At 59.0% G+C, this 20,924-nt stretch carries 17 protein-coding genes; 12 read left to right on the forward strand and 5 right to left on the reverse strand.

The genetic code is table 11. From position 1 onward, the window contains the following. Positions 1-24 precede the first annotated feature (24 nt). Complete coding sequence (locus O7A61_RS00505; RefSeq protein ID WP_337127935.1) at positions 25-1,191, reverse strand: mandelate racemase/muconate lactonizing enzyme family protein; 1,167 nt, start codon at positions 1,189-1,191, stop codon at positions 25-27. A gap of 56 nt (positions 1,192-1,247) precedes the next feature. Then, positions 1,248-1,958 carry a GntR family transcriptional regulator gene (locus O7A61_RS00510; protein WP_337106741.1) on the reverse strand — a complete coding sequence of 237 codons (711 nt, stop codon included), beginning with the start codon at positions 1,956-1,958 and terminating at the stop codon, positions 1,248-1,250. Between the two features lie 184 nt (positions 1,959-2,142). Between O7A61_RS00510 and O7A61_RS00515 the strand changes: the two genes are divergently transcribed. The 6 genes from O7A61_RS00515 (at position 2,143) to O7A61_RS00540 (ending at position 8,611) form a co-directional block, all read left to right on the forward strand. Then, positions 2,143-3,621, forward strand: a complete 1,479-nt coding sequence (locus O7A61_RS00515; protein WP_337127936.1) for an ABC transporter substrate-binding protein — start codon at positions 2,143-2,145, stop codon at positions 3,619-3,621. A gap of 76 nt (positions 3,622-3,697) precedes the next feature. After that, positions 3,698-4,657, forward strand: a complete 960-nt coding sequence (locus O7A61_RS00520) for a carbohydrate ABC transporter permease (RefSeq protein ID WP_337127937.1) — start codon at positions 3,698-3,700, stop codon at positions 4,655-4,657. Continuing rightward, complete coding sequence (locus tag O7A61_RS00525; RefSeq protein ID WP_027145844.1) at positions 4,654-5,544, forward strand: carbohydrate ABC transporter permease; 891 nt, start codon at positions 4,654-4,656, stop codon at positions 5,542-5,544. Before O7A61_RS00520 ends, O7A61_RS00525 begins: the two co-directional genes overlap by 4 nt. A 10-nt stretch (positions 5,545-5,554) precedes the next feature. After that, positions 5,555-6,652, forward strand: coding sequence for an ABC transporter ATP-binding protein (locus O7A61_RS00530; protein ID WP_337127938.1), 1,098 nt, complete (start codon positions 5,555-5,557; stop codon positions 6,650-6,652). Positions 6,653-6,683: 31 nt separating this feature from the next. After that, positions 6,684-7,847, forward strand: a complete 1,164-nt coding sequence (locus O7A61_RS00535; protein ID WP_337127939.1) for a mandelate racemase/muconate lactonizing enzyme family protein — start codon at positions 6,684-6,686, stop codon at positions 7,845-7,847. Positions 7,848-7,870: 23 nt separating this feature from the next. Further along, positions 7,871-8,611 carry a ribonuclease activity regulator RraA gene (locus tag O7A61_RS00540; RefSeq protein ID WP_337127940.1) on the forward strand — a complete coding sequence of 247 codons (741 nt, stop codon included), beginning with the start codon at positions 7,871-7,873 and terminating at the stop codon, positions 8,609-8,611. Positions 8,612-8,749: 138 nt separating this feature from the next. Here the strand turns inward: O7A61_RS00540 and O7A61_RS00545 are convergent, their stop codons facing one another. The 3 genes from O7A61_RS00545 to O7A61_RS00555 form a co-directional block, all read right to left on the reverse strand. After that, positions 8,750-9,184 carry a hypothetical protein gene (locus O7A61_RS00545; RefSeq protein ID WP_337127941.1) on the reverse strand — a complete coding sequence of 145 codons (435 nt, stop codon included), beginning with the start codon at positions 9,182-9,184 and terminating at the stop codon, positions 8,750-8,752. A gap of 723 nt (positions 9,185-9,907) precedes the next feature. Then, a complete protein-coding gene (locus O7A61_RS00550; protein ID WP_337127942.1) occupies positions 9,908-10,615 on the reverse strand; it encodes a Crp/Fnr family transcriptional regulator in 708 nt (235 codons plus the stop codon). A 537-nt stretch (positions 10,616-11,152) separates the two neighbouring features. Further along, positions 11,153-11,743, reverse strand: coding sequence for a hypothetical protein (locus O7A61_RS00555; RefSeq protein WP_337127943.1), 591 nt, complete (start codon positions 11,741-11,743; stop codon positions 11,153-11,155). Positions 11,744-12,156: 413 nt separating this feature from the next. On the opposite strand from O7A61_RS00555, the gene O7A61_RS00560 reads away from it, so the two are divergent. The 6 genes from O7A61_RS00560 to O7A61_RS00585 all read left to right on the forward strand — a co-directional run bounded on the left by O7A61_RS00560 (position 12,157) and on the right by O7A61_RS00585 (position 20,879). Then, on the forward strand, positions 12,157-14,253 hold the full coding sequence (locus tag O7A61_RS00560) for a GumC family protein (protein ID WP_027145850.1): 2,097 nt from the start codon (positions 12,157-12,159) through the stop codon (positions 14,251-14,253). A 14-nt stretch (positions 14,254-14,267) separates the two neighbouring features. Further along, entirely contained in the window at positions 14,268-14,828 is a 561-nt protein-coding gene (gene nusG, locus O7A61_RS00565) for a transcription termination/antitermination protein NusG (RefSeq protein WP_337127944.1), read from the forward strand. 262 nt (positions 14,829-15,090) lie between these two features. Then, complete coding sequence (locus O7A61_RS00570; protein WP_337127945.1) at positions 15,091-16,839, forward strand: hypothetical protein; 1,749 nt, start codon at positions 15,091-15,093, stop codon at positions 16,837-16,839. Positions 16,840-17,029: 190 nt separating this feature from the next. Continuing rightward, positions 17,030-18,250: a glycosyltransferase gene (locus O7A61_RS00575; RefSeq protein ID WP_140505872.1), complete on the forward strand. Its 1,221-nt coding sequence runs from the start codon at positions 17,030-17,032 to the stop codon at positions 18,248-18,250. A 127-nt stretch (positions 18,251-18,377) separates the two neighbouring features. Further along, a complete protein-coding gene (locus O7A61_RS00580; RefSeq protein WP_337127946.1) occupies positions 18,378-19,748 on the forward strand; it encodes a polysaccharide biosynthesis/export family protein in 1,371 nt (456 codons plus the stop codon). Positions 19,749-19,952: 204 nt separating this feature from the next. After that, positions 19,953-20,879 carry a sulfotransferase family protein gene (locus O7A61_RS00585; RefSeq protein WP_337127947.1) on the forward strand — a complete coding sequence of 309 codons (927 nt, stop codon included), beginning with the start codon at positions 19,953-19,955 and terminating at the stop codon, positions 20,877-20,879. Positions 20,880-20,924: the final 45 nt, after the last annotated feature.

The following is a 20,924-nucleotide window of genomic DNA, read 5'->3' on the forward strand; positions in this document are numbered from 1 at the left end:
GCCCGCATGCTGCCGACAACGTTGCTAGCCCAGTTCGATCTCATGGGCTTGCAGGTAATCGCGGTTCATCTCGATGCCGAGACCCGGCCTCAACGAGAGCTTGAGGCTGCCGTTCGAAACGTCGAGCGGCCTGTCGACGAGATGATCGTACTTGCCCAAATTCCACTCCGACGTCTCGAGCTTGTAGAAGTTCGGAACGGTCATCATCACCTGTGCTCCCGCGACCACGTTGATCGGCCCGGCGGCGTCATGTGGCGAGACCGGGATGTAATAGGCTTCGCACAGAGCGGAGATCTTCTTGAGTTCGGTAATGCCGCCGGTCCAGGTGACGTCGGGCATGATGTAGTCGGCGAGCTTGTTCTCGAGAACCGGCACGAAATCCCACTTCGTGTGGCCGCGCTCGCCCCACGAGATGGCCGCACTGACCTTCTCGCGCACCTGCTTGAGGGCGTTAAGGCTCTCGGGCGGGCACGGCTCCTCGAACCAGTCGATCTGGCCGGCTTCCTCGAGGCTGCGACAGAGGCGAATGGCGGTCGGAACGTCGAAGCGCCCATGCGCATCGATGAGGATGTCGACATCGGGCCCCGCCGTTTCGCGGATCAGAGCCGTGAGTTCGGCGGCCTCGCGCTCGTCCTTGCGGGTCATGCTGCCATCGAGATAGCCGTCCCGCTGTTCGCGGGACACGCCGCCGGCACCGCGACCCTGGTGGGGGAAAGGATCGAACTTGAGAGCAGTGTGTCCGGATTCGACGATGTCCAGGATTTCGCGGACCACAGCATCCTTGCTGGTGAATTTGGCCTGGTTTGGGTGGGTGTAGAGCGCGATTTCATCACGGACTGGCCCGCCCAACAGCTCGTAGATCGGTTTGCCGAGAGCTTTGCCCCTGAGATCCCAGAGGGCTATGTCGATCGCGCTCACGCATTCGACCGCGGCGCCACGACTGCCCATATAGGTGAAGCTGCGGAAGATCTTGTGCCAGAGATACTCGATGCGCGCCGAATCCTCGCCCGTCACCGCGGCTCCGATCTGTCGAAGGATCGTGCAGAGGGCGCGGTTGGCGAGCTTGGTGGTGGTGGTGATCTCTCCCCAGCCGCTCAGCCCCTCGTCTGTCGTCAACTCGACGAACAGGAATTCCCCCCAATAAGAAGCATCGGACTTGATCAGCCACGGCCGAACGCTCGTGATTTTCATTTCAACTACCTTTGCCAGTGAGGGTCAGCCACGATGTTCCAGACCTGACCCTCGTCCTATCCGGCCCGAGCGGCGTTGCGCGCACGCATGTGTTCGAGAACATGCCGGCCGGAACCCTCGACATGACGGGAAATGAGTTCGGCTGCCTTGTCTGCCTCTCCCGCCTTGATGAGCGCAATGAGTTCGCGGTGTTCGCGAATGATCGCGGCACGCCGCGCGAGCGTGAAATTGAAGCGTCGGCTCACCGCTCGCAGCACTTCGCGATGCTTCCACCAGAGTTCGGCGGCATGGCGGTTATAGTGCCGCTGGTACATCACGGTGTGAAAGGCGGTATCCAGCTCACTGTGCCTGAATGTGTCGGCAAAGTTGTTCTCTTCAATCAGGCCTTGGATACGTTCCAGTTCGGCGATGTCCTCGCCGGTGGCCATGCCCACAAACCATCGCGTCAAGGCTGGTTCGATCAGAACACCGATCTCGTAGATGTCGCGAACAAAGTCCTGATCAATGGGCCTTACACGCGCGCCGCGATTGGGAGAAAAGATGACGAACCCCTCGCCCCGCAACAGTTGCAGGGCCTCGCGCACGGGGTTGGTCGAAGTGCCGTGGCGGCGCGCGAGATCGGTGACGACAAGCCGTTCGTTGGCGGCGAGCCGTCCCTCGATGATGTCTTCCCTTATTAGTTCGTAAAGGGAGGCGCCCTCGCTGGAGGCTCCGATGGCGTCGATCCCCGGAGGTGGCTTTGCTTTAAAGTCGTTTGTTTCGGCCAAGGGCCGGCTCCCCAAATTAATACACAGTCTGTCCGATATCACGCACAGTTTCCCTACACAATGTACGATCTGGCTCGTTGACAGGCAATCCATGATCTGAAAACGTACTAAGCGATCGAGAGGATACACCGTACTAAAAGAACCATCCTCGCGATCGCAGGGCGGAGAACCAGGGAGGATACCTATGACGAGGATCATGCTCGGCAGTGCGGTCCTGCGCGGCACTGTCGTCGGTGTTTTGGCGGCATCGCTTATGTCCACATCGGCGCTGGGTGCGCCGCCGGTCGACCTGAGCAAATGGTCGCCCGAATATGTGCGCTCCATCGCCGGAACACAGGAATTCGACACGGCCGGCGATTGCGGCAAGGTCACCCCGCTCGATTACAAGGGGCGACTGACTTTCTGGTATCAGGGCGTGTTCGAGGGCGATCCCGACCTCCTGCGCCAGTACTACAAGGATTTCTTCGAGACTTTCCGCAAGACCTATCCGAACATCCAGCTCGAGGAACAGGCCCTCACCTATAACGACCTTCTCGACAAATTCCGCACGGCGCTCCTGGGCAATGCCGCGCCGATGGCGGTCCGCCTGCAAATCCTGGGCGGTACCGAATTCGCCTCGAAGGGCTATCTGCAGCCGCTCAAACCAGAGGATGTCGGCTATTCGACCGAGGATTTCTGGCCGGGCGCCATGAAGGCCGTGACCTGGGATGGGGTGACCTACGGCATACCGACGAACAACGAGACGATGGCGTTCATCTGGAACGCCGACATCTTCAAGCGTGCGGGCCTCGATCCGGACAAGGCTCCGGCAACCTGGGACGACGTCGTCAAATATTCCAAGCAGATCCACGACAAGCTCGGCATTGCCGGCTACGGCCTCGTGGCTCGCAAGAATGCCGGCAATACGCCCTATCGCTTCATGCCGCAGTTGTGGGCCTATGGCGGCGGCGTCTTCGACGAAGCCACCGCGAACCCGACTTACAAGGAGGTGGAGCTCGACAGCCCGCAGAGCAAGGCGGCGCTGCAAGCCTCATACGACATGTATGTCCGCGACAAGTCGGTTCCGGTCTCGGCACTTACCAACCAGCAGGCCGACAACCAGCCTCTGTTCGTAGCCGGCCAGCTGGGCATGATGATCTCGCACCCGTCCGACTACAACGTCATGCTCGACCTGCAGGCAAAGGCGACGGGCACCGACAAGGAGAAGGCGCAGACCGTCATCGACAATATGCGCTACGGCCTGATCCCGACTGGCCCTGACGGCAAGCGCGCCGTCGTGTTCGGCGGCTCGAACATTCACATCCTGAAGCCCGAATATGTCGAGGGCGGCAAGGTGGACGAGCCGGCCGCGAAGGCGATCATCTGCATGTGGACGAGCCCGGAATGGTCGCTGAAGATGGCCTATGCCGGCTCCAACCCGGGCAACCTCAACGGCTTCAAGACCAAATGGATGAAGGAACGTCTGGACCACATCAAGTTCCTCGATGTCACGACCTCGATGCTGCCGTATGGGATCCCGTTCCCGGCGCTGCCGGAGTCGCCCGAGATCATGAACATCATCGTCCCGGACATGCTGCAGAATGCCCTGACCGGAGCGATGACCGTCGACCAGGCAGCGGACGACGCGGCCAAGAGGGTGAAGGACCTGATGGGCGGACTCTAGTCCGGACCTGACCTCCGATCTGGCCGGCTGCACCAGAGTGCAGCTGGTTCATTCCGAAGAACAAGGGCACGCCACAGTGACGATCGTGACCGGCAAGGCCGAGGCTCGCCGAAAATTGCAACCCGGCAGGTCCGGCGCGTTGCGGAACATCTGGGAGCATCGCGCCGACTACGCATACGTGCTCCCCGCGATCGCCGTGATGCTCGTCGTCATCGCCTATCCGATCTACTACACGATCGAGCTGTCGTTCTATAAGACGCCGCCCGGCCTGCAGCTCCGCGACAAGACCTTCATCGGCTTCGACAACTACACCACCATCCTCACCAGTGAGGTGTTCTGGAAAGTCACCCGGAATACCCTGATCTGGACATTCGGGTCGACTTTCATCTCCTTTGTCCTGGGGTTTGCCACGGCGCTGGCGCTGCACCGCGACTTTGTCGGCCGTGGCATCCTGCGTGCCATCCTGATCATTCCCTGGGTGATCAGCGCGGTCGCCGCCTCCTATATCTGGAAGTGGATCTACCATTCGGATTTCGGCATCATCGGCGCGGTGCTGGTGGGCCTTGGATTGACCGACCGGCCGCCGAATTTCATCGACAACGTCAGCACGGTGCTCCCCGCCCTGATCGTCGTCAATATCTGGCGCGAGTTTCCATTTGCCATGATCATGATGATGGCCGGCCTGCAGACTGTGCCCGACCAGTTGTTGCGCGCCGCGAAAGTCGACGGGGCCAATGCATGGCAGCGTTTCTGGCACGTCACCTTCCCGCACTTGCGCAACGTCTCGGTGGTGACGATCCTGCTGCTTGCCGTGGCCAACTTCAATTCCTTCATCATCCCCTGGATCATGACCGCGGGTGGACCATCGAACGCATCGCATATCTGGATAACCCATATTTACGAGCTCGCCTTCGGCCGGCAACGCTGGGGCGTGGCATCGGCCTATTCGGTGCTCCTGTTCCTCATCCTGATGATGCTGGGCTACTTCTACGTCCGTGCGCTGAGCGGCAATGAGCGGAAAGAGGGTGGCGCATGAGCACGATCGCCGAGACAGCCTCTCGAGGCCAGATCCGTCGCCGCATGCGCGTCGACGGATGGCGGTGGGCCGGGCGCATCTTCCTTCTGTTCATGCTGCTTTACACAGCGCTGCCGATGATCTGGATGCTGATTACCTCGATCAAGTCGGGCTTCGCGGCGACGCAATTCCCGCCGCAATGGTGGCCTGACGAGCCCACGCTTGCCAGCTACCAGAAGCTCCTCGATCCGCAGAACAGTGTCGGCCAGGACTTCCTGCGCTTCTTCTGGAACAGCCTGTTCGTGTCGACCGTCACGACAATCCTTTCGGTGATCGTGGCTGTTCCCGCGGCCTATGCGTTTTCGCGCTTCACTTTCCCGGGCCGGAACTTCCTGTTCTTCGCCGTGCTGCTGCGCAATATGTTCCCGGCAGTGATCTTTCTCGTGCCGCTCTTCATCCTGATGCGCGCGATCGGGCTGGTGAACACGCATGGCTCGCTGATCCTGACCTACCTCACCTTCGGCCTGCCCCTGGCGATCTGGCTGCTCAAGGGTTTCTATGACAATATCCCGGTGCAGCTCGAGCAGGCGGCGCGCATCGACGGGGCAACGCGGTTCCAGGCCTTCATCATGATCGTGATGCCGCTCTCCACGCCGGGGATCATCGCCACCGCGATCTATTCCTTCATCGGCGCGTGGAACGAGTACATCTACGCCTACACCTTCCTCTCCAAGAACGACCAGTTGACGCTGCCGGTCGGCATCCAGCGCTTCTTCTCGGAAAACACGACGGACTTTCCGGGTCTGATGGCGGCGAGCTTCATGATGAGCGTGCCCGTCGTGGTGCTGTTCCTCGTCCTGCAACGATACTTCGTACGCGCCCTGACAGAAGGCGCGGTCAAGCATTAGGGAGTTGCCGATGGCCCACGTGCTCCTCAAAGATCTCGTCAAGACCTACGGCAACTTCAAGGCCGTCAACGACGTTTCGCTGACGGTCAATGACGGCGAGTTCGTTGCGCTCGTCGGCCCTTCAGGCTGCGGCAAGACAACCACGCTCAATCTCGTCGCGGGGCTGACCCCGATCACATCGGGCGACATCGTCATCGGGGAACGGGTGGTCAACGATCTCGACCCCAAGGACAGGGACATCGCAATGGTGTTCCAGAACTACGCGCTCTATCCGCAAAAGTCGGTCTATATGAATCTCGCCTTCCCGCTGCAGATGCGCAAACTGCCCAGGGACGAGATCGACAAGAAGGTCAAGGAAGCGGCGCGCGTGCTCGACATGACGCACCTGCTCGAACGTAAGCCGCGCGAACTTTCGGGCGGCCAGCAGCAGCGTGTGGCCTTGGGCCGCGCCCTTGTGCGCGACCCCGCCGTGTTTCTCATGGACGAGCCGCTCTCCAACCTCGACGCCAAACTGCGCGTGCAGATGCGGTCGGAGATCAAGCGCTTCCATCAGGACCTGAAGGCGACGATCATCTATGTGACGCACGACCAGCTCGAAGCCGTGACGATGGCCGACAAGATGGCGGTGATGAACGGCGGCTTCCTGCAGCAATACGATTCACCGGCGCAGGTCTTTGCCCATCCGGTGAACATGTTCGTCGCCAGTTTCATCGGCAGCCCGGCGATGAGCCTTATTCCGCTGGAGGCATCGACGGCACCGGGCGGTACCGTGTTGACCAGCGCGGAGGGCTGGAGCCTCGGGCTCTCGCCGCGCAACGTCCAGAAGGTCACGAAGGCAACGACCAAAAAAGTCGTGCTCGGCGCACGTCACTCGACGATCAAGCTGCACAAGAGTGCGGTGCCAGGCAGCATCCCGGCCAAGGTCTACACGGTGGAACCAACCGGAGACGTCACCTTCGTGCAGGCGTTCCTGTCCGGCGCCGTCGTCAACGTCAGCGTGCCGCCGAACATTGCCGTCGCGCCCGACGAGCAGATCTGGCTCGAGTTCGACCAGGAGCGGATGCATCTGTTCGACGGCGAAACTGAAATGGCCCTCGAGGCCAGCTGAGCAGGCGGATGCGTGTGGAACGTGGGCGTGGATGACTACGAAGCTTAAGATCACCGCGATCAAGCCCTATCCGGCATGGGTGGGAACGCGCAACCAGATGCTGGTCAAGGTCGAGACCGACCAGGGCATATTCGGCTGGGGCGAGAGCGGCCTGAGCGGACGCGAGAAGGCCGTGGCCGGCGCGGTCGAGCACTATCGCGAGTTCCTGGTCGGCCGCGACCCCATGCAGATCGGGCGCATCTGGCAAGAGGTTTATCGCAGCCAGTATTTCGAAGGCGGGCGAGTTCTGCAGGCGGCGATATCCGCCATCGACATCGCCCTTCACGACATCAAGGGCAAGGCGCTGGGGGTGCCGGTCTACGAGTTGCTGGGCGGCAAACAGCGTGACCGGATCCCCACCTTCGCCTCGACCGGAGACGAGGCCGAGGGCGACATTGCCATCGAGCGGGCCCGCGGGCTATGTGCGCAGGGCTGGCAGGCCATCCGCTTCTTTCCCGTCGGGCAAAACAGCAGGGACATCTTCGAGCCACGCCAGTCGATCGGCGCTACCGCGAGCATGCTGAACAAGGCGCGCCGGGCGCTGGGCGACGATGTCGTCCTCGGCATCGACTATCACCACCGGCTGTCGGTGGCGGAGGCAGCGAGCTTCTGCAACAAGCTCGACCGCGGCGTGCTCGATTTCCTCGAGGAGCCGATACGCGACGAGACGCCGGAGGCCTACGAGTCCCTGCGCACCATGACCGGCATCCCCTTCGCCATCGGCGAGGAATTTGCCAGCAAGTGGCAGTTCCTGCCCTACATCGAGCGCGGTATCCACCAGTTCAACCGGCTCGATATCTGCAATGTCGGCGGGTTCACCGAAGCGATGAAAGTCGCCGGCTGGAGCGAGGCGCACTATGTGGACCTGATGCCGCACAACCCGCTTGGTCCGGTGTGCACGGCCGCGACCGTGCATCTGGCCGCCGCGGTACCCAACTTCGCGTGGCTCGAGACCAGGGAACCCGAAGCAAAGCTTGGCTTCGACAATTCCGAATTCTTCCCGGTACAACCGCGGCTCGACGGCCCCGATTATCCCGTCAGCGATCTGCCGGGGCTCGGCGTCGAGGTCAACGAAGAGGCGGTCCAGGCGCAGAGCTTCCGTTTCTGGGAAGCGCCCCACCTCAAGCGCCGCGATGGTTCTGTCACGAACTGGTAGTTCCCTTTCAATCGGAGTCCACAATGACGCATACTTCCGACATCACGCGGCCGCCCAAGGATCTGATCGATGCGCTAAGGGAGATCGGCGCGGCGACGGTTGCCGGCACGCTTGGCCATATGGGCTTCCGCAATCCGCACATGGTCGGCCCGGTGGCGCAGAACCATGGCAAGTCGATCGTCGGGCCGGCGCTGACGCTGCAATTCATGCCGCAGCGGCCGGACCTCTTCACCGAGGGAGAATATGCCGATCCGGAGACGCAACTGCACCGACACGTGCTCTACCACGCGCAGGAAGGCGACGTGGTCGTGGTCGACGCGCGTGGCGACATGAGCTCGGGCGTCTTCGGCGATATGATGTCGACGTATTTCAAGGGCAGAGGCGGCGCGGGTATCGTGATCGACGGGTGCATGCGCGACCGACCCAACGTCGAAAAGCTCGATCTGGCGCTATGGCTGCGCGGCTGGACGCCCAACTACCACGTGCAAACCAGCATCTATCCCAACGCCGTCAACGTTCCGATTGCCTGCGGCGGTGTCACGGTGATCCCCGGCGACATCATCGTCGCCGACGATGACGGGGTGGTCGTGCTGCCCGTCGCAATGGCCGCAAAGGTGATCGAGGAATCCCAAAAGCATCACGACTGGGAGGAATTTTCGCGCATGAAGCTCATGGAGGGCGGGTCGTTGCAACGCTATTATCCGCTGCACCCAAGTGCGAGCGATGAGTATGAAGTTTGGCGGACAACCAACCCGAAACTCTGATGAACGGACGAGGTCATGGGATGCCCCTCCAATGCAGGCAGCCGCACGTCGCCAGAACATTGTCGGCGCGATCCAGTAGGTCATCTCCGCCGCCATCTCGGCGATCATAACTGGCAGCGTGCGTTGGCTGCTGTACGGCTACCCGCGCTCGACCAGCCAAACAGATGCCAGCCGGGTGAGTGGGCCGATGATTACGCCAGCCCAGGTAGTGTCTCGCTCTCGTCGATCTTTGTATTCTTTGCGGATTATTTTTTGTACTTCAGAACAGCCAACCGTCGTAAGTATCCAGCTGTTTAGCTGAGACGATCTCCTCCACATTGGGCTGTCGCTGTCCGGGGGGCCAATCGACAGATTGAGACGCTCCGCCTTCCGGACAAGCCGCCGCGTTTTTATCTCTGCAATCTGTTCATAGTACAGTAACGTTTCCCAATAATGTCGGTACTGAACCTTTTCCCGCTCCACAGGCGTGCAAGCATTTGCCAGGTCGACGTCATAGGCGTGGTCGAGCATCTTGATGGTTCGCCGGTACGCCTCGATTTCCAACAACTCTTTGATTTGTAAAGGTATGGTCATACGACCTCCCAGCCCCCCGCAGCCAAACAAAAAAGTTACGGCCTTGTATGGCGTCCAGTCCATTCGACTACTTGGATGAGGTCACAACGCAAAAGAACTAGACGCGCCTAGTTGACCGATTGAGACGGAGAAGCGTGTTCGCGCTGTATGCGACGGTTGGGATGCGCACGGGTTCATGATCGATGTTGTGGCCTCCGACAGGCCTGGTTTGAGGCGATCGCGGCAGCATGACGGCTACGCCCAAGTCGACGACCTGCGTATGGCGGTGGCAGGAAGGGTTCATGGCCGAGGCGTCGACGATCTGCGGCGCCCCACGCCAGGGACAGCGACCGACAAGCCAGCCGGAGCTTCCGCAAACATATCGCCAGACGGGGGCACTGATAGCGCACACCTCCCGATAGCAAATGTGCCATCGACCGAAGTATCAGACACCATAAATCGCTCTAGAAAAGAGACTCGCCAAGACGGAGGGCGTACGATCCCGTCTGTATTTCCCTGACCTGGACACCACCGATTGGCGTAATTGCCTGGTTGTAAGTATGCGTTAGATTGGCCAGTACGGGTGCGTAGCGTTAAGCCCGCCGCAGTGGCCGGTGCGGTCTTCACGTCCCCGGAAGGCTGCCCCTCCGCACCGGCCATTTCCTTTACGGCTCTGCATCGACTACGGCTCGGTAGTTGACCCTCGGCGAGGGTCGGTGCGCGGTTGAGACCGGAATTGCGCCATCAACTCGAAATGTAAGACCGATCAAATCCGGCTATTTTGATAAGTCCCGCGTGGTCATGCAACTCGACCACACCATTGCGGAACGAAACCAACCCGTTTTCTCGCAAATCCTTCAACACGCGACTTACATGCACAGCAGACAGCCCCAACGCGTCGGCCAACTGGGCCTGGGTCAGCGGGCATTCAAAGCGCTGCGGATAACCTGTGACCGATCTATGTGCGCGGCAGCCCAGTTCGAGGAGAAGGTGAGCCGTGCGTTCAATAGGTCCTCTTCTACTGACTCCTGCCAGATGTTCGGTGACCCTTGAGTACCGCCGTGCCTCAGCCAGCATGATGGCCTCGCAAATGGACTGCGGATAACGCGAAAAACATGTATGGACCGGACCCGTCAACTCGATCGCGGTCACGTCCGAGAGAGCCGTTACCGTCTCGCTCCCGTCTCCGCAGAACTCGATGAAGGCAATTTCGTGAGGGAGCGCAAAATCGACGATGAGACGAGAGCCATTCCGCAGGGTTTTGGCGAATGCGGCCCACCCCGCGGTCATAACTAGGATAAAGGATCTAGCCTGATACTCCCGTGCAATCGTCGTGTTCGCCGGATAAAGGCGCCGGACAGCTCCAGGCAGTACAGAGATTCCCATTTCTGAAATTGGTTCAGCAAGGGTAGGCTCCCTCGCCAATCCAAGAGCCTGCTTTGATAAGCTCATTTTGTGTGATTACCCCAGCCGTGATCGTCCCTCAGGCCCAAACTAACAGCTACACATAAAGTTCCATTTATAGTTTCATCCGAATGGAGGCGCAACCTACCACCGTTGGGCACTACCTTACCACCTTCGGAGGATATCAGCATGCAGCAAAGGTCATAAAGAGCCACCATGCCTGCTGGGGCCACTCAAGCCGGTACAGCGCGGATAGCCAAGAGCGTCGGGCGCACTGGCTAGTCGGGGGTCACGATTTTCATTGTTTTGGCCGCGGCACCTTTGTTACGCTCGGCAGCCGTGCGGTCCATCGGCAAGGATTTGTGACCGCAACCGAATGAAAAAAGCGAACCAGCTGCCGTGCATCTCCGCCGAAGCCGGCTCTTATGATCTCTACCAGATCGACTTCTGCAAGTAGCCCGTGGGTCCGCCAGCAGCAACCCGGTCGCCCGCAGTCGACCTTTTCCTTTGGACTGCGCCCAGCCGGAGCATCAGCGCTAGCTGGCGGTCACTTCACTTGGCCGAAACTATCCAAGGCAGACCTACTCAACTTGACACCAGTCTTGTTCGACGTTTTTCTTCTGAAAGAACGTCGGATCCTGTTGGTGGAGTTAATGCCGAAACCGCCGATCCCACCGTCGGATCTAGCGGTTGGAACTCTTGCCAAGGAGGCCCAGGGATCACCTGAGCCCCACTTTCGAGACCCTCTGTTATGCCCTCCGCAACGACCGGCTCCATTGTTCTAGCTGCCGGTTTCCGGCGAAGCCGCGAGGTCGACGGATGCTTGGCCTTGTAGGTCTGCCGTCTTTCCTCGGCAACTTCCAGGTCATCGAGCACCGATATGGCCGATGCAAGGCGATTTTCGATTTCGGCAAGTCGCCTGCTGGTGGAAATCAGGGCAACTGAAACCAGCAAACTGTAGGCGAGCACGACAATGGCTGCTCCTGCGGGGCTTTCGATGCCGAACACGATCAAGGCCCCCACTCCAATAAAAAAGGCAAGGGCACCATAGCCCAGCAACCGGCCCTTACTTAGAAGAAGCATCAACGGCCAGGTTGCAGACAGCATCAGAATGGCTAACGGTCTGTTGACCGCCCAATCTACAAGTCCCGGAACAATGTCGCTGTAAGTGTCCATATCAACCTCGAAACAAACGGGCCGGCCGGCCTCTTCGTCGTGTGGGAGCGTAGGCCGTCCCGCGCGCGCCGGCTCGGTGGTCGCGTTATAGAGCACCCGGACGAGCGATAGATGTCCCTGCGAACGTCCTAAGGTCTGAAAGGCTCATCGGGTAGACCAGATCGACCTTTAGCCGAATTACTACTCAATAATGGTAATGGCGGCGGTGTGCGCGAAGCTGTTATGTTTTCGGCTGACCGGCGACGCGATCGTTGGTGGGCGGAAGCGATTTGGACATGCCGGATGGCGGGGTGCGAACCCTGTCAGCGGTCTCATCGCGCCTAACAGGCAACTGCCCAAACAAGTTGAAGTGAAGCACATTCAGCCGACGCTGAAGGGTGGGCGTTGTTCTGTTGATCGCTAAGGATTCGGCAATGGCAAGTTCAATTGACAGTCCGACCATGACCAGAGAATTACTGCCGCTCGACGTGCGGGAGATTCTTGATTTCTTTCTCCGCCGCTGGAAGCTTGTGTGCAGCATTGCTGTAATCACCTTTGCCCTATTTGTCGCCGCCGCTTATCTCCTTCCACCATCCTACACGGGCGTCGCACAAGTCTTACTCGATTCCCCGGTCGACTATATGACCCCGCAGGATTATTCCAATTCTGATTTTGCCGACAATTCGACATTTATCGAAAGTCAGATTGCGGTTCTGAGATCCGCCTCGCTTCTTCAGAAGGTCGTCGACAGCGAAAAACTGACGGAAGACCCGAAGATCGGGCCGGGGGCATTAATATGGCTACAGGGCGCCCTTGGGGTTTCGCGTGTCGGATTGGCGGATGTTATTGAGATCTCGGTGACCGCCTACGACCCGGGGAAAGCAGCATCGCTGGCGAACGCAATCTCCCAGGCCTACCTCGCTGATCGAGTAAGGTCCCGTTACGAAGGGGCCAGGAAAGCGTCCACATGGCTCAGTGAGCGGGCTGCATCTCTGCGAGCGGAACTGAGCCTTTCGGAACAAGCTGTCCAGAAGTTTCGGATCGATCACAATCTATTGGCGACGCCAGCAGGCAGTTTGACTGATCAGCAGCTGTCTGAATTGAATGTCGCATTAATCACCGCACGCGCCGAATTGTCGGAGAAACGGGCACAATATCAACAAGTTGACAAATTGCTGACTAGCGGAGGCGACATCCAGTCGATGCCGGACGTCTTGCAGTCCGTGGTTATCAGCGCGCTTCGGGCCCAGATCTCTGGAGTGACACGGCGGGAAGCCGACCTTAAATTGAAATATGGCGATCGGCATCCGGATGTCCTGGCGGCGCAAGCCGAGCGCCGCGACATCGAGGGGCAGATTACCGCCGAAGTCCAGCGTCTCATCGGCAATCTGAAGAATGAAGTGGACGCTGCCGAGGCCCGGGAAGCTTCTCTCAGCCGAGCCTTGAATTCGGTATCCAACCGATCCGAAGTCGAAGGTCAGGTTGGCGTGCAGTTGCGCGACCTAGAAAGGATTGCGGCCGCGAACAAGGAGCTGTTTGAGACATTCCTTTCACGCGCCAAGCTCACCGAGGAGAAGTCTACCCTGCTGAACAGCGGCGTGCGCGTGATAACCGATGCGGTCATTCCGGGTTCGCCAAGCTTTCCGAACAGGCCTCTATTCGCGGCGTTGGGACTTGTGCTCGGCTTCTTCGTCGGGGGCGCAGGCGCCGTTCTTCGTGAACTTTTCGCTTCCGGCTTCTTGGCAAAGAAGCAGATAGAGGAAGAGCTGTCCGTTCCGGTTCTTGCATCCATCCCACGGATGGCGGGCTGGTCGAGAGACGCCCAGTCCCAAGCCCAACCTGTGGCTTATCTCGAGCGCAGACCGCTATCGAGGTTTAGCGAGGCCGTGCGGCGGCTCCGCCTGGGCATCGATGCGACGCCCGAACAGGCCCGCTTGCCGCGCCTCATGCTGGTGACATCGGCGATGCCCGGCGAAGGAAAGACAACCCTGGTATTGAGCTTGGCCTGCTCCGCAGCGGCCGACGGCGAACGGGTTCTGGTCGTCGATGCGGACTTGCGGCTTTCGGCCACCACGGCCTTCTTCGGCATGGCAGACAAGGTCGGGCTGGTCGACCTTCTGACGTTGCCGGTGAAGGCAGCAAACGCAATTCATCTGGACGAACGCTCGGGGATATCCCTGCTCCCTGCGGGCGCAAGGACCCGGAACCCGCCTGCCCTTCTTGCTTCGGCACGGATGCGCTCGGTTCTCGAAGAGCTTCGCGGAAAGTTCGATACGGTGATCGTTGACGCACCACCTGTTGGAGCCGCGGCCGACGCCACGATCCTGGCGCGGTATGTCGACAAGGTCCTCTTTGTCGTGAAGTGGCGCGAAACCGCGCGCGAGGCCGTTGCAGAAGGAATTCGACACCTTGGCGGTCGATCGAAGATTGCCGGCATCGCCCTGACAATGGTGGACGAACCAAAGCTGCCAAAATATGGCCGATACACGTCCCTCGAAAGTAGTGTCTCGGACAGTTACTATCTCAACTAGAGAAATGTTTCGCCATGCAGCACGCTGAATTATACCATGATCGCTACCCGGAGCCGGTTGGAAAGACTTACGGCGGGGACCTTGCGCGTTGGTACGTGGTCCAGACGCACCAACATTCCGAGAGCTTGGCGGAGCGGCACCTGCTATCGCAAACCTTCCGAACATACCTGCCCAAGCGAAGGCGAACCGTTCGCCACGCTCGCAGTGTCAGAACCGTCGCCAGTGCGTATTTCGACTGCTATCTGTTCGTCTCGCTGGCTGCTCAGCAAAGTTGGTACCCGATCAACTCGACCGTCGGCGTGCGAAGACTTGTCATGAGCAAAGGAATGCCGGTCCCGGCGCCATACGGCGTGATCGAGTCCTTGATAGCCGCAACCGACGAGGACGGAATTTTGCATCCCGATATCTTATTGAGGCCAGGTCAAAGAATTCGAATCATAGATGGACCGTTTTCGGAACAGCTTGGCGTTCTTGATCATGTTGGAAGTGCTGGAGCAGTCAAAATTCTTCTTGATATAATGAATCGTTCGATTCCAATCACGATCGACCGAGATAAACTTTCGGTTATATCCTGAATTCTATACCTTAGTTTTCGTATAATATCTTTTTGCACGAAAGATGCCGAAACCACCCGGCAAAGGAAGGATGAGTTGGCACCCAATTCACCCTCGATGCGGCAGCTTGCAAGGCGACATCCAAGGCTGCAGGCCGGCGTTGAAACCATTGGGTGCTGCGTCTCAACGAAATCAGCGCCAACAGGTTGGATATACCTCGCCGATACGATGACCGGCGACGATGAGCGAATGACGCTCGACGCGATCAACCAGGGGAAACCCCTTGCAACCTTCACGTAAATCCAAACCCGGAAGCTACCGTCCGACGGATCCCGGAGAGGCTCGGGACGGCCTGGAGCCGCAACAATATCGTCGCTGGGTTCCAAAAGCCAAGGCAAGCATGCTGGTCGAAGCGTTGACGCCGGGGGTGAATGTTCCAGCGCCAGCCAGGGTTGTTGGGGCGAGCTCGTCGACCAACAAAGCAGATGCCGGTGTTTCTCAAACCGACGCAAGCGCCTCCTTGCTGCCCCTCGAAACAGTCCCGGCCCTCCCGATCGCCATCGAACTGTTTCGAGCATTCAATGAGAGCGGCCTGAAGTACGGAATAATTCAGGATCTCGCATCCCTGCAAAGCGGACTTGCGGGCCGCGACGACCTGGATCTCCTTCTGGACAAGCACGACTACCCGGTCTTCTGCTCGATCGTGAGCAAGCTGCACGGCTGTCGCAGCGTGAGCCTGTCTTGCTACGACAATGTCTGTGCCGGCCGGGAGGACTGGTTCCTGCCTGACTTTCCAAATGGCCGCTATCTCCATCTGGACATGCATATCGGGATCCGTGTCGGCTGGGAATTTCGCAAGCGATATCCGGTATTCGACTATGCGGCGATTACACGATGGGAGTCGATTTGTGTGAACGGGGTGTCGATTCCAGTCGTCTCACCCGAGGACGAGATTCGAGTAACCATTGCCCGCTTCGCCTTCCGGACCTGGGCATTGCCTTGGCGACAGTGGATCACCGTCGGTGGTGGTTGGAGGGACCAGTTTGCACGCCCGCCACTTCCGTCAGGCCAGCAAGGCTTGGGTGTCGCGGAATACACGCTTGGCGGCGGCAGACTGGCGAGCTGCAGGTTTCTGCAAAGCGTAGACGGTTTGATGGCAAACCGCAGAGATCTTGCCAGACTCCGGCGTTCAATCCGTGAGGCCTGCGGTTTTACAGGAGGTTACGGGATCGCCGATGCCGGCGTTCATCTGGCCCGCAAGACCTCATATCTGGCGTTGAGGTCCCTTCAGCGCCTGATGCCCGGCACATTCCCACCAAAGAGGCGGCCTGCGGCTGGCGGCTTTGTAGTGGCGCTCGTCGGCCCTGATGGCATGGGAAAGAGCACTCAAGCTGATCGGCTGACACGGATATTTCGATGGAAATTCGGGTGTGCGCAAGCATATGTCGGAATCGGAGACGGCAATGGGTGGTGGCTCCGCAAGGCGTTGCAGACTCTGGTTTTTCCCTACAGACGCCGCCTAAAGTCGTTGGCCCAGCACGATGGCAACAATTCCTTCAGCCGAAATTGGTCGAAGGGAGGACTCGCCGCTGCCGCGCTGGCATTCTGGGCAGTCTTGATCGCGTTAGAGCGATACGCTGTCGTGAAACGTGCGCATCGATGGGCTACGCGCGGCCTGATCGTCATTTGTGACAGGTGGCCGCAGGCGCTGTGTAGCGGATATCTGGACGGGCCAACCGTCCCACAGCACCTCTTCTCCGTCCCCGGCCTGTCGGTTCTCGCCCGCCTCGAGCAAAGGCTCTATCAAAAGATGGCAGAATGCCAGCCACAACTCACTTTGCATCTCGTTTCAGATTTTGCCGTCTCCGAGCAGCGCAAGCCGGGAGAGATCAGGAAAGAAGCGTTCGATGCGCGGCTATCGCTGATGGCGGAGTTGCGAGACAGGGACAAGAACATCCGAACCATTGACGCGAGCGCCGGCATAGAGGCGGTCGGCCAGGAACTGTTCAGGCATATCTGGTTGTCCTTCTGAGAACAGCTGGCGGCTTAACGCCGGCATTCACCACAGCAGACGCGCTGGCCAGCTTGCCACGATCGCGCCAAGCAACAGCCGATCCAGGCCGTGCCAGGGAAGCCGCCGAGGAGCCCTCAACGCTCCGCCTCCAGGCGCTCGCTCACCCGGATGCGCCGCCCCGGATTCATGTCCCCTGAGGTATAAGCAAATGAAGATTGTTCATGTGCTCACCAGACTGCTTCGGGCAGGCTCCGAAGAGAACACACTGGCCTGCTGTCTCGCTCAGGCGCGGCATGGCCACGAAGTGCTTTTGGTTCACGGCCAAGAATACGATGCTGGATTACGGGCGTCGGTTGCCGGAGCCATCAGGGTGGTGACTCTGGAAAAACTGATCAACTCGATCTCGCCATCCCGTGACATTTCCGCATTCGGGCAACTCACTCGCCTTATACGCGATTGGCAACCTGACATCGTGCACACACATCAAAGCAAAGCCGGGATCGTCGGTCGCCTTGCCGCCAAGGAAGCCAATGTCCGTTGCATCGTACATGGCGTGCACATTTTACCTTTCGTGCATGTGGGCAACGCGCAGAGGCTCATGTTCCTGGCTGCCGAACGCCTGGCCGCGAAAGTCACGCGCGCTTTCATCGACGTCAGCCAGGCCATGCGCGACATTTGCATCGCCAATCATTTGGGCAGTCCCGATCAGCACCACGTCGTCCATTCCGGTTTCGATCTGACACGCTTCGCGAACGCGCAATGGCCGCAGGAGCCGCATCTGCTCCTGGGAACGGCCGCCGGAGAGCCTAAGCCGCCGGTGATCCTTATGCTGGCCGCACTGGAACCGAGAAAACGCCATGTAGAGTTCATTGAAGCATTTGGGCAAGTCGTCGACCGAATCCCAAACGTGCGACTGATCCTAGCCGGTGAAGGGCCGACTCGGTCCGCTGTTGAGGCGGCGATCGAACGATCCCCGTTCGCAAACAACGTTCGCATGATCGGCTACCATTGCGAGCCTGAACGACTAATCAGCCTGGCAGATGTATGTGTGCTGACGTCCATGCGAGAAGGACTGCCTCGGGTCGTAATGCAGTATCTGGCGGGTGGCCGAGCCAGCGTGGTCTCGCACCTGCCGGGCGTGGAAGAAGTGGTGAAGCATGGCGTGAACGGAATTGTGACGCCAGCAGAAGATGTTGGCGCCGCAGCGGCGGCGATCGCCGACCTTCTGCAAAATGAGCGCTATCGCGCTCAACTGGCTGCCAGCGCGAAATTCACCGACCTTTCGTCATGGGGGATGGATGCCATGTGCGACAGGGTCGAGTCGATTTATCAGTCCGTTCTTGAGTCGGCTCTCTCAGCCGCAAGGCCGAATGACCCGCGAATTCGCGATGGCCTCGCCAAGCAGACCGTAGGACTGCACGGATTTTGATCCCTTTTGCTCCTTCGACGGAGCCCGGATTTCCAAGGCTTAATTCTCGACAACGAATACCTGCCGTGACGTTCCGCCGATGAATGTCGACTGGTCCTGACGGCAGCATGACAACGGGAGTACGACGATGCGTTTGCGTGCCAACCAGCAATTTCCATCCAAGCCTTCGCCGCAGGATTGGTGCCGATGGCTATTTCCAAGATCCGGACCCGTGGCCGGCCGCATGCTCGCGATGATTGGTGGCCTCGCCATTGCCGTTGTTCTGCTCGCGGCAGACGCTTCCCGTGCCGATGGCTATACATTCGACACCGGCGACGTCCTGCGCGTATCCGTGATTGGCGAGACAGCCTATCCTCTGGAAGTCGTGGTCGATGATCGGGGCTCGATATCACTTCCCATGTTGGGTGATGTCCAAGCCCGCGGCCTCAGCAGCGTTGCCCTTTCGCAGGCCATTCAGCGTGCATTCCAGCAGCAGAAGCTCATCCTCGAGCCCTACGTGAAAGTGGAGATCGGCCAGTACCGGCCATTCTTTATTTCCGGGACGGTTGCTCATCCCGGATCGTACCCGTTTCAACCCGGCATTACGGTTCGCCATGCACTAGCCATAGCAGGCGGCTTTCGGGCTACGACCGCGGGAAACACGGAGCCGGCCCTGCAAATAGCGGATCTACGCAGTGCGCGCGCAGGTCTGGCGATCGAGGAATACCGTCTGAAGGTTCGGCTTGCCCGGCTCCAGGCGGAAAGCCGACAGGACAAATCCTTCGTTGCCCCGCCGGATCCGCCAGTCGAGTTTGGCGTCCACTTGATTGACGACATCGTAGCATCCGAACAAGCGCAGTTGGACGCCCGCCTTGCCGCATATCGGGACGACATTTCCTACCTTGATGTCTCGTTGGAGCGGGCCAGGAAGGAAGCGGATATGGTCGCTGCCACTCGAAAGGAACGGGAAAAGACCGCGGACATTCAACTCGAGGAACTGCAGTCTGCCCGGTCATTGCGGGAAAAAGGCCTTGTCACCAATTCGAATGTCATGACGGCCGAACGAGCACATACCAGCTATCGCGCCGAACTTTCGCAGACCGAGCTGCAGCAGGAGCAGGCGCAGCAGGCGATGCTGACCGCTGAAAGCGAGCTGCGAAAAAAGAAGCAGAGTTATGAAATGGACTTGATCTCGCAGACCCAAGACACGCAGGTCGAGCTGGGGAAAATTCAAAGTCAAATAAGGTATGTCGCCGACAAGCTTCTCTTTATATTTACATATGGCGAACAGAGGACCTTCGACGACTTGCAAGGCTCCGTGAAGATTTCGATCTTCAGGCGCGACCAGAAAGCCGCCCACGACATCGTCGCGGATGAAAACACGGAAGTCAGAGCTGGCGACGTCATCGAAGTCTCGATTGTGGCCAACAAAGGGTTCTACGCCCCGGACACTTCCGGAACAACGGCGATCCCGAATGCGAAAGGGCCGGCGCTTCAGCCAAGCCTTATCGGTCAATAGCAAGAACACATGCCCGCTTGCTCGGTCACGGCTTCGCTTCAGACTGCGGCCTCGCTCCGCAACGATCGTGGGTTCGTTGGGCCATGATCGGGCGGACCTTTGAGGGACCAGATCATGCGTGCGTTCAGAGACCAGTAGCGCGCGGCGGAGCTTTTCATGCCGGTCGGCGCGATCCTGGCTAACCTTTAGAGACGGAGACCTATCATGACAGCAATAGAGCTGAAACCTCCGATTTTCCTGATCGGCAACTATCGATCTGGAACCACAATCGCACAAAAATTAATCGGGCTGCACCCCGACATCGTTACCTGGTACGAGCCGAAAACAGTGTGGCTATACGCCGATCCGGCGCGGCGTCATGACGAATTCATCGAAACCGACGCTACTGATAGGGTCGCTCGCTACATTCGCGGCAGATTCCTTGAATATCAGTCGCAACACGGCAACAGACAGATCATGGAAAATACGCCTGCCAATGTCCTGCGGGTGCCGTTTGTTCACAAGATATTTCCAGATGCAATATATCTCTATATAACGAGAAATCCTTTTTCTTACATAAGCTCGATGGAACTTAAATGGCAGCGAGCTAAATCTTTAAAAGGTCTAATACGGCTCTTGAAGATGACGCCCGTGTCACAGATTCATTATTATGCAAGGGACGTTCTGAAGCAGGTGGTCACAAAAAGGCTGCTGGGGAAGAAATACACATCGATCTATGGGCCACGTTACAACGGGATAGATCGGGATTTGAAGGAGAACGAGAAACTGACGGTGATCGCGCGCCAGTGGGCGCGCGGCAATCGAAAGGCTCGCGAAGATCTCGCCAAGCTGGGCAATGGCCGCGTTCTATCTTTTCGCTACGAGGATTTGATACAGGATCCCGAGTTGGTCTTGCGGCGAATCTATGAGCATTGCGGGCTGAACTGTACTGACGATATCGTCCACAAGGCTAAGGAGATGATCGATCCCGGTCGCCAGCAGAAGTGGCTCCGCCTCGAAAGGAAGGATTTGACGGCGATCATACCGGAGATCCGGGATGAGATGGAGTTCTATCGCTACGAAATCCCCCCGCTCCTTCAAGAGGAAAGGCGCGCTGGGCGGGCAAGCGAGACCGCTGCCGAGGCCCTTTGATGCCCGATGCGCACGCAACTGCAAATAGGTGCGGTGAAGCTGAGT

Source organism: Mesorhizobium sp. Cs1321R2N1, assembly GCF_037179725.1.
Classification (GTDB): domain Bacteria; phylum Pseudomonadota; class Alphaproteobacteria; order Rhizobiales; family Rhizobiaceae; genus Mesorhizobium; species Mesorhizobium salmacidum.

What these genes read in the sequence shown, in the direction of transcription:
- O7A61_RS00505 (WP_337127935.1), bottom strand. Translation starts at nt 1,191, where the DNA reads ATGAAAATCACGAGCGTTCGGCCGTGGCTGATCAAGTCCGATGCTTCT.
- O7A61_RS00515 (WP_337127936.1), top strand. Translation starts at nt 2,143, where the DNA reads ATGACGAGGATCATGCTCGGCAGTGCGGTCCTGCGCGGCACTGTCGTC.
- O7A61_RS00525 (WP_027145844.1), top strand. Translation starts at nt 4,654, where the DNA reads ATGAGCACGATCGCCGAGACAGCCTCTCGAGGCCAGATCCGTCGCCGC.
- O7A61_RS00530 (WP_337127938.1), top strand. Translation starts at nt 5,555, where the DNA reads ATGGCCCACGTGCTCCTCAAAGATCTCGTCAAGACCTACGGCAACTTC.
- O7A61_RS00535 (WP_337127939.1), top strand. Translation starts at nt 6,684, where the DNA reads ATGACTACGAAGCTTAAGATCACCGCGATCAAGCCCTATCCGGCATGG.
- O7A61_RS00540 (WP_337127940.1), top strand. Translation starts at nt 7,871, where the DNA reads ATGACGCATACTTCCGACATCACGCGGCCGCCCAAGGATCTGATCGAT.
- O7A61_RS00545 (WP_337127941.1), bottom strand. Translation starts at nt 9,184, where the DNA reads ATGACCATACCTTTACAAATCAAAGAGTTGTTGGAAATCGAGGCGTAC.
- O7A61_RS00550 (WP_337127942.1), bottom strand. Translation starts at nt 10,615, where the DNA reads ATGAGCTTATCAAAGCAGGCTCTTGGATTGGCGAGGGAGCCTACCCTT.
- O7A61_RS00555 (WP_337127943.1), bottom strand. Translation starts at nt 11,743, where the DNA reads ATGGACACTTACAGCGACATTGTTCCGGGACTTGTAGATTGGGCGGTC.
- O7A61_RS00560 (WP_027145850.1), top strand. Translation starts at nt 12,157, where the DNA reads ATGGCAAGTTCAATTGACAGTCCGACCATGACCAGAGAATTACTGCCG.
- nusG (WP_337127944.1), top strand. Translation starts at nt 14,268, where the DNA reads ATGCAGCACGCTGAATTATACCATGATCGCTACCCGGAGCCGGTTGGA.
- O7A61_RS00575 (WP_140505872.1), top strand. Translation starts at nt 17,030, where the DNA reads ATGAAGATTGTTCATGTGCTCACCAGACTGCTTCGGGCAGGCTCCGAA.
- O7A61_RS00580 (WP_337127946.1), top strand. Translation starts at nt 18,378, where the DNA reads ATGCGTTTGCGTGCCAACCAGCAATTTCCATCCAAGCCTTCGCCGCAG.
- O7A61_RS00585 (WP_337127947.1), top strand. Translation starts at nt 19,953, where the DNA reads ATGACAGCAATAGAGCTGAAACCTCCGATTTTCCTGATCGGCAACTAT.